Genomic DNA, 7,313 nt, shown 5'->3' with positions numbered 1-7,313 from the left:
GGCCACGGCGGCGGCGGCGATCACGGCGGCGGCAATCACGGCGGCGGTGACACCGGCGGCGGCGATACCGGCACCGACACCGGCGGCGGGACCGACACCGGTTCCGGCACCGGCGGCACCACGCCCGACGGCGGCCTCACCGCGCCGCCCGACGGATCGACCTCCGGCCCCATCGGGGGGGCCACGGGTGGCGAGCATTTCGTCCATCCCGGGCCGGGCTACTGGGGCGCCGACGGCAAGGTGCTGCGGCGCCGGTGACGACATGTCCACGTTCATCAAGGGAACTGCAACAATGACGAAGATGAAGACAGCGCGCGGCTCCTTGCGCACGATCCTGCTCGCCGGCGCGGCCGTCGCGCTCGCGTTCGCCACGCCGCAGACCCCGCGCGGCATCGGCGCCCTCATGCCGGTCGCCCACGCGCAGAGCGACAGCGGGCACGCCGGCAGCCAGGGCGGCGGCGGCCATGCCGGGCAGGGCGGTGCGGCGAGCGGCACCCACGGCACCGAGAGCAGCCACGGCACCCGCAGCACCCATGCGCCCGGCACCTCGGGTCAGGACATGGGGCAGGGCGGCAGCGTCGGCACGCGCGGCCATTACGGCCAGGGCGGATCGACCGGCACCGAAACCGGCGAGGAAGGCACCAGCTCCGACCGTCAGGGTCCGCGCTTCGGCGGCGGCGAGAATTCGCGCCAGCCCGAGGCCGGCACGCGCGGCGGCCGCCCGGCCTGGGCGAAGGAGGGCATCCCCGCGGTCGAGCTCGGCCGCCTCAGCGTCGCCCGCGCGCCGGCCCAGGTGCTCGACCACGCCTTCAGCGAGGTGATCAGCAACTGGACGACCACGACCGCCAGCACCATCATCACCCTGACCGACGGCACGCAGATCACCGTCGCCCAGCTCTACTCGATGTCGGCGGCCGATTTCGCCAACATCGTCGCGACCGACTATGCGGCCGTCACCCGCATCGACTCCCCGCTCGAGAATCTCTCCCTGCTCAAGAACCTGCTCTCCTCCGGCTCGACCGCGCTCACCGGCGTCACCCCGTCGAGCACCGACGATCTCGCGGCGATCTTCCTTGGCTCCGCCTCCGACAAGACGATCGCGATCAGCACCGATACGGTGATCGCGGTCAACACGATCCTCAACCTGCCGCCGCTGACCGACCAGCAGGTGGCCGACATCGCGGCCAAGGCCGAGCTGGTGCGCGACGCGATCCTGACCGGCCACGGCGAATAGCGCGCGGCACCGTCACCCCATCGCGCGGACGCGGGTGATCGCCCCGGCGGTCACCCCGTCTCAGCGCGCATACGGATCGGCGAGGGCGGGCAGCAGCCGGCCCGCGCATTCGCCGAACCCGATCGTGTAGCCATCGCCCGTCGCCGCCCCGCGCAGCGTCACCCTGTCGCCATCGAGGAGGAAGCGGCGCGTCGTCCCGTCATCCAGCGCGACCGGCTCGCGCCCGCCCCAGCTCAGCTCCAGCATCGAGCCGCGGCTGTCCTTCGTCGCGCCGGAAATCGTGCCCGAGCCGAGCAGGTCGCCGGTCCGCATCGGCGCGCCCGCCGTGGTGTGGTGCGCCAGCAGCTGTGCCGCGGAATAATACATCTCGCGATAATTCGTCCGGCTGATCACGCTCTCGGCACCACCCTCCGGCGCGAGCCCGACCTCCAGCGCGATATCGTAGAGCATCGGCCCGTCCTCATGCAGATAGGGCAGCAGCTCGGCCTCGCGCGGCGGCGTCGAAACCCGGAACGGCTCCAGCGCGTCCTTCATCACGATCCAGGGCGAGATCGTCGTCGCCGTCGCCTTCGCCTGGAACGGCCCCAGCGGCTGGGCTTCCCAGGCCTGGATGTCGCGGGCCGACCAGTCGTTCAGCAGCACGTAGCCGAAGATCATCGCGTCCGCCTCGGCCACCGTCACCGGCCGCCCCGCCGCCGAGGGCAGGCCGACCACGGCGCCGAGTTCAAGCTCGAAATCGAACCGGCGCGACGGCGCGAAGACCGGCCGCTCGAACCCGGCCCCCTTCAGCTGCCCCCACGGCCGATGGAACTCCGTGCCCGACACCACCACCGACGACGCCCGGCCATTATAGCCCACCGGCATGTGCAGCCAGTTCGGCGGCAGCGCGTTCTCCGGCCCGCGGAACAGCGCGCCCACGTTGAAGGCGTGATTCCGCCCGGCATAGAAATCCGTATATTCCGCCACGCGAAATGGCAGATGCAGGCGCGCGTCCCGCTGCGCCACCAGGTGCGGCGCCACCGCGTCGCGCAGGGGCGATCCCGCCGCCAGCAATCCGGCGAGCCGCCCCCGCAGCGCCCGCCAGGTCCGCGGCCCCGCCGCCATCGCCGCGTTCCACGCCGGCTCGGCGAACAGCGGCGCCCCCGCGAGATCGAGCACCCCCTCGCGCTCCAGCGCCGCGACATCGAGGATCGCATCGCCGATCGCCACCCCGCAGCGCGGCCCCGTGCCCGCGGTCGAGAACACGCCGCAGGGCAGGTTGTTGAGCGGAAACGCCGCCCCCGCCGTATTGGCACTCTCCACCCAGGAGGCGACCAGCGTCATCGGCCGTCTCTCCGGCAAGCCGTCACGCTGCCGCTGCCGGCGTGAAGCCGAAATTTTTCTCCCGTCCCGTCCGCCATTCGATGCAATCCTCCTGCGGCGGCGCCCCGTGCCGCGCGGTTGACTTTCGTTTCACTTGCACTGCACCCTTTCCGCCGGCCCGGCGCAAGACCGGGCGCCCGATAAACACCGGGAGGAACCATGGCCGCCACCGACAATACCGCGGGGCTCCTGCTCGCGCGGCTCGACCGGATCCCGAACTGGACCCTGCCCAGGCTCTACGCGCTGGTGATCGGCATCGGGTTTCTCTTCACCTTCTACGATATCTTCGACATCAACGTCTCCTTCATCCAGACCTGCATGGCGCTGGTGCCGGGCTGCACGCCGGCGAAATCGGGCGCCTATATCGGCCTGCCGGTGCTGCTCAATCTCGCCGGCTACGTGGTCGGCACGCTGGTCCTCAGCCCGCTGGCCGACCGGATGGGGCGGCGCGACCTGCTGCTGGTGACGATGATCCTCACCGGCATCGGCTCGGCGCTCACCGCCATCGTGCAGTCCTACGGCACCTTCGTCGCCGCGCGCGCCTTCACCGGCGTCGGCATCGGCGCCGACCTCGCCATCGTCAACACCTATATCGGCGAACTCGCCCCGGCCGGCGGCCGCGCCCGCTACACCTCGATGATCTTCATCTTCTCCGCCCTCGGCGCGGTGGCCGGCATCTGGCTCGGCCTCTGGCTGACCACGCCGCCCACGCCGCTGCCGCTCGGCCTGCCCTTCGCCCTCGCCGGCAAGGGTTTTCCGGATGGCTGGCGCGTGATGTATCTCATCGGCGCGGCCCTCGCGCTGGTCGGCGTGCTGCTGCGCTTCCAGCTGCCGGAATCGCCGCGCTGGCTCATCGCCCAGGGCCGCCTCGAGGAGGCCGGCCAGGTCGTCGCCGACATGGAGGCCCGCGCCCACGCGATCTTCCCGCTGCCGCCGCTGCCCGAGCACCTGCCGCCCGCACCAAGGCGCGAGGAGGCGATGCCCTTCAGCGCGATCTTCCGCAACGCCACCTACCGCAACCGCACGCTGCTGCTGACCGTGATGTGGTTCCTCGCCTACATCACGGTCTATTCCTTCGCCGCCGGCTTCACCACGCTGCTCGCCGCCCTGCATTACCCGCCGCCCGAGGCCGGGCTGATCACCGCGATGGGCACGTTCGGCTTCGTGCTCTGCGCCATCGTCGCCTATGTCTGGGGCGAGCGGATGGAGCGCCGGCGCTGGACGCCGCTGGCGGCCCTCATCACCCTCGGCGGCGGCGTGCTCATCGCGCTGGGCGGGCAGACGCTGTGGCTCTCGGTGATCGGCGCGATGATCGTCTTCTTCGGCTTCAACGTCTGGGTGCCGATCGCCTATGCCTGGTCGGTCGAGAACTACCCGACCCGCGCGCGCACCACCGGCTTCGCCCTGGTCGACGGCATCGGCCATCTCGGCGGCGGCGTCGGCATGATCGCGATCGCCCCGCTCATCCCGCGGCTCGGCGTCATGGCGGCGTTCCTGCTGATCGGCGGCTTCCTCGCGCTGGCGGCGCTGGTCGCGCAGTTCGGCATCAGCACCCGCGCCCGCCGGCTCGACGACATCTCGCCCTGACCTCGCGCCCTGACCTCGCGCCCCGAAATCCCGCCCCGAAATCCGGCGCGGACCAGCGGCGGAAGCCGGATCGCGCGACCGGCCCGCCCGCCGCGCCGCGCCGGCGCATCGGCGCCGAATCCGCTTGCCGCCGCCGCCGATCCGTGATCCCATCGCCCGATGAACGACACCCCGCCCACCATCATGCACGATCTCGGCGGCGCGCCGCGCTTCATGTGCGAACCGGTCGACGTCTCGCCCCACGCGCTCACCGATTTCGACCGCGAGGTCGACGCCATCCGCCAGATCCTCGGCCAGAAGAAGGTCATGTCGGTCGACGAGCTGCGCCGCGGCATCGAGAGCCTGCCCGAGGCGCAGTATTTCGGCCTCGGCTATTACGAGCGCTGGCTCCGCTCGATCTGCGCGATCCTGCTGGAAAAGCGGGTGATCGCCGAAGCCGAGCTCGATGCCGCGCTTGAAGCCGCGGCGCGGGACGCAGGATGCTGAGCGCCGGCACCCCGGTCCGCGTCCGGCTCGACTGGCCGGAGACGCGCGGGCGCTGCCACATCCGCACGCCGCATTACGTGCGCGGCCGCCCCGGCGAAATCGTCCGCCATCTCGGCGACTTTCCCAATCCGGAGGATCTCGCCTTCGCCCGCCCGGCGAAGCCGGTCGCACTCTATCACGTCCGCTTCCGCCAGGCCGATCTCTGGCCCGCCGCCGATCCCTGGCCGCATCCGGCCGGCGACGAGATCCTGATCGAGCTCTACGAACACTGGCTGGAGGCCGCATGACCTGGCGCGAGGCGGACAGCGCGACGCTGCTTGCCGGCCTGCGGTCGCTGCTCGCCGCGAAATCCATCGCCTCGGCGGATGAAATCGCCGAGCGCATCCGCATCACCGATGGCGGCGGCCCGGCCCAGGGCGCGCGCATGGTCGCCAAGGCCTGGACCGACCCGGACTACAAGGCGCTGATGCTGGCGGACGGCGCCCGCGCCGCCGAGCTGCTCGACATCCCGATGCGCGGCCTGCCGCCGCTCGGCGTGGTCGAGAACACGCCGGGCATCCACCACCTCGTCGTCTGCACCCTGTGCAGCTGCTACCCCCGCGCGGTGCTCGGCTACCCGCCCTTCTGGTTCAAGTCCGCCGCCTACCGCGCCCGCGCGGTGCGCGACCCGCGCGGGCTGATCGCCGAATGGGGCACCGAACTGCCGGCGGCCACCGCCATCCGCGTCGTCGACAGCACGGCCGATTACCGCTGGATGGTGCTGCCGATGCGCCCCGCCGGCACCGAGGGCTGGTCCGAGGCCGCGCTCGCCGCCATCGTCCGCGAGGGCGACATGATCGGCGTCACCCGCCCCCGCGCCTGACCGCCGCCCGGCCCCGGCTCACCGCGGCTGCATCGCCGGCTGCCGCGGCGGCTCGGCCGGCATCGGCATCGGCATCGGTGAGGTAATCTCCACCTGCGAGACCGGCACCGCCAGCTCCGCCCCGTGCTGCCGCACGATCCGCCCCAGCTCGATCAGCAGCCGCTCCTGGATCGCGAGCGATTCCTTCCACACCACGGTGCGGGTGAAGCACCAGATCATGATCTGCAGCGCGTGGTTGCCGTACTGGTCGAAATACACCATCGCGCCGAGCGACTGGTCGATGTCCGGATGGTTGTCGACATGCGCGCGGCACGCCTCGGTGATCGCCGCCAGCCGGTCGAAATCGGCGTAGCGGATCGAGATCGTGGTGTTGATCTGCCGCGCCTGCATCCGCGGCGGCGTCTGCACCACCGACGAATTGAAGATCTGGTTCGGCACGTAATAGGGCCGGGTGTCGAAGCCGCGCAGCGTGGTGGTCCGCCAGCCGATATGCTCGACCGTGCCGAACACGTTCTGCGCCGGCAGCACGATCCACTCGCCCACCTTGAACGGCCGGTCGAGATAAACCACCAGCGCGCCGAACAGGTTGGCGGTCACACCCTGCGCGGCGAAGCCGACCGCGATGCCGGCCACCCCGCCGAAGGCCAGCAGGCTGGCGATCGAGAAGTTCAGCACCCGCAGGATCATCAGCCCGATCACCGCGACCACGAGGATGCGCGTGATCTTGCCGATGGCGTCCACCAGCATCGGGTCCGGGTTCTCGCCCCGCTTCGACCAGACATGCGCCGGATAGGCGCTCTCGCTGACCGCGACGACGCGCAGCGCCGCCCAGGCGATCGTCAGCAGCATGAACACCTTGAGCACGGCGGGCAGGATGCCGAGCAGCCCGACCAGATGCAGCGGCGTCGCCACGGCGAGTGCCGCGAAATACGCCGCGAGCGCCCAGACCGCGATCACCACCGGCAGCAGCAGGTGCCCGAGAATCGCGGCGCGGAAGGTGCGGCCGTGCCGGTCCGACCAGCGCACGAGAATCCCGAGCGCCGCCCGCGCCACCGCCGTTCCGGCGATGCCGATCAGCAGCGCGGTCGCGACACCGATGATGGTCGACAGATGCGCCGCCCAGAACGATGCCGTTCCTGCCATAACCTTTTGCATGCGTCCTTGTTCCTCCGCTGTTGCGCCCGGCGGGGCGGGCTCCGGGAGCAGCCATGCGCGCCGCGCGGCGGCGGGCGGAAGCCAAGGCGCGTCCCGGGGCCGGGATGGATGTCGATGCCGCCTCGGGCGGCGCGGATGCGGGTTAGGTGGGGGCGGGGTCCGCCGCTGTAAACCCGCGCGGGGCGGGGCAGGCGGGTCTTGCCCACCCCCGCCCGTTCATGTTCTTGTTCCGTTCATGACGATCGCCGCCCGCTTCGCCGCCATCATCGAGGGGCTCTGCCGCGCCGTCGCCGCGCGCGGCGCGAAGGGCGCGTTCGGCCCGGCGTCGCAGCCGCTCGTCATCCTGCTCTGGTCCCGCCTGCGCCGCATGGCCGCGCGTTTCGCCATCCTCGCCGAGGGCGCGCCGAAGCCGCGTCCCCGCGCCCGCCGCGCCGGCCCGCGCAAGCGTGTCCGCGGCCCCGACCTGCCGCGCCGCCGCGCCTGGCTGCTCGCCCCGGTGCCCGAGGCCACCGCCGCCGCGTCCCAGCTCCGCGCTTTGCTCGACGATCCGCAGGCCCGCGCCCTGATCGCCGCCGATCCGCGCTTCGCCCGCCTGCTCCGCCCGCTCTGCCGCGCCCTGTTCCGCCG

Annotated in this window: 8 protein-coding genes and 1 pseudogene; 7 read left to right on the top strand and 2 right to left on the bottom strand. The window is 71.9% G+C overall.

Going from position 1 to position 7,313, the window contains the following annotated elements; translation table 11 throughout:
• A pseudogene (locus tag RT91_RS15485) lies at window positions 1–258 on the top strand (hypothetical protein); the annotation flags it as partial.
• 34 nt (window positions 259–292) lie between these two features.
• Window positions 293–1,234 carry a hypothetical protein gene (locus RT91_RS15480; protein WP_011941976.1) on the top strand — a complete coding sequence of 314 codons (942 nt, stop codon included), beginning with the start codon at window positions 293–295 and terminating at the stop codon, window positions 1,232–1,234.
• A 60-nt stretch (window positions 1,235–1,294) separates the two neighbouring features.
• Here RT91_RS15480 and fahA read toward each other — a convergent pair whose 3' ends face one another.
• Window positions 1,295–2,557 carry a fumarylacetoacetase gene (gene fahA, locus RT91_RS15475; protein WP_035188227.1) on the bottom strand — a complete coding sequence of 421 codons (1,263 nt, stop codon included), beginning with the start codon at window positions 2,555–2,557 and terminating at the stop codon, window positions 1,295–1,297.
• Window positions 2,558–2,755: 198 nt separating this feature from the next.
• On the opposite strand from fahA, the gene RT91_RS15470 reads away from it, so the two are divergent.
• The 4 genes from RT91_RS15470 (at window position 2,756) to RT91_RS15455 (ending at window position 5,531) form a co-directional block, all read left to right on the top strand.
• Window positions 2,756–4,183 carry an MFS transporter gene (locus RT91_RS15470; RefSeq protein ID WP_035188224.1) on the top strand — a complete coding sequence of 476 codons (1,428 nt, stop codon included), beginning with the start codon at window positions 2,756–2,758 and terminating at the stop codon, window positions 4,181–4,183.
• 159 nt (window positions 4,184–4,342) lie between these two features.
• Window positions 4,343–4,669, top strand: coding sequence for an SH3-like domain-containing protein (locus tag RT91_RS22830; RefSeq protein WP_011941973.1), 327 nt, complete (start codon window positions 4,343–4,345; stop codon window positions 4,667–4,669).
• Window positions 4,663–4,956, top strand: a complete 294-nt coding sequence (locus tag RT91_RS22825; protein WP_007422656.1) for an SH3-like domain-containing protein — start codon at window positions 4,663–4,665, stop codon at window positions 4,954–4,956. The genes RT91_RS22830 and RT91_RS22825 overlap by 7 nt, the downstream gene beginning before the upstream one ends.
• Complete coding sequence (locus tag RT91_RS15455) at window positions 4,953–5,531, top strand: nitrile hydratase subunit alpha (RefSeq protein WP_007422657.1); 579 nt, start codon at window positions 4,953–4,955, stop codon at window positions 5,529–5,531. The genes RT91_RS22825 and RT91_RS15455 overlap by 4 nt, the downstream gene beginning before the upstream one ends.
• 18 nt (window positions 5,532–5,549) lie before the next feature.
• On the opposite strand, the gene RT91_RS15450 is transcribed toward RT91_RS15455, so the two are convergent.
• Entirely contained in the window at window positions 5,550–6,686 is a 1,137-nt protein-coding gene (locus tag RT91_RS15450) for a mechanosensitive ion channel family protein (RefSeq protein ID WP_035188221.1), read from the bottom strand.
• Window positions 6,687–6,921: 235 nt separating this feature from the next.
• On the opposite strand from RT91_RS15450, the gene RT91_RS15445 reads away from it, so the two are divergent.
• On the top strand, window positions 6,922–7,313 hold a 392-nt coding region (locus tag RT91_RS15445), incomplete at its 3' end, for a hypothetical protein (RefSeq protein ID WP_035188219.1).

The sequence above is a fragment of the Acidiphilium sp. JA12-A1 genome (assembly GCF_000724705.2).
Lineage (GTDB): Bacteria > Pseudomonadota > Alphaproteobacteria > Acetobacterales > Acetobacteraceae > Acidiphilium > Acidiphilium multivorum.
This window is presented reverse-complemented; position numbering and strand designations above follow the sequence as displayed.

What these genes read in the sequence shown, in the direction of transcription:
- RT91_RS15455 (WP_007422657.1), top strand. Translation starts at nt 4,953, where the DNA reads ATGACCTGGCGCGAGGCGGACAGCGCGACGCTGCTTGCCGGCCTGCGG.
- RT91_RS22830 (WP_011941973.1), top strand. Translation starts at nt 4,343, where the DNA reads ATGAACGACACCCCGCCCACCATCATGCACGATCTCGGCGGCGCGCCG.
- RT91_RS15470 (WP_035188224.1), top strand. Translation starts at nt 2,756, where the DNA reads ATGGCCGCCACCGACAATACCGCGGGGCTCCTGCTCGCGCGGCTCGAC.
- RT91_RS15450 (WP_035188221.1), bottom strand. Translation starts at nt 6,686, where the DNA reads ATGCAAAAGGTTATGGCAGGAACGGCATCGTTCTGGGCGGCGCATCTG.
- RT91_RS15480 (WP_011941976.1), top strand. Translation starts at nt 293, where the DNA reads ATGACGAAGATGAAGACAGCGCGCGGCTCCTTGCGCACGATCCTGCTC.
- RT91_RS22825 (WP_007422656.1), top strand. Translation starts at nt 4,663, where the DNA reads ATGCTGAGCGCCGGCACCCCGGTCCGCGTCCGGCTCGACTGGCCGGAG.
- fahA (WP_035188227.1), bottom strand. Translation starts at nt 2,557, where the DNA reads ATGACGCTGGTCGCCTCCTGGGTGGAGAGTGCCAATACGGCGGGGGCG.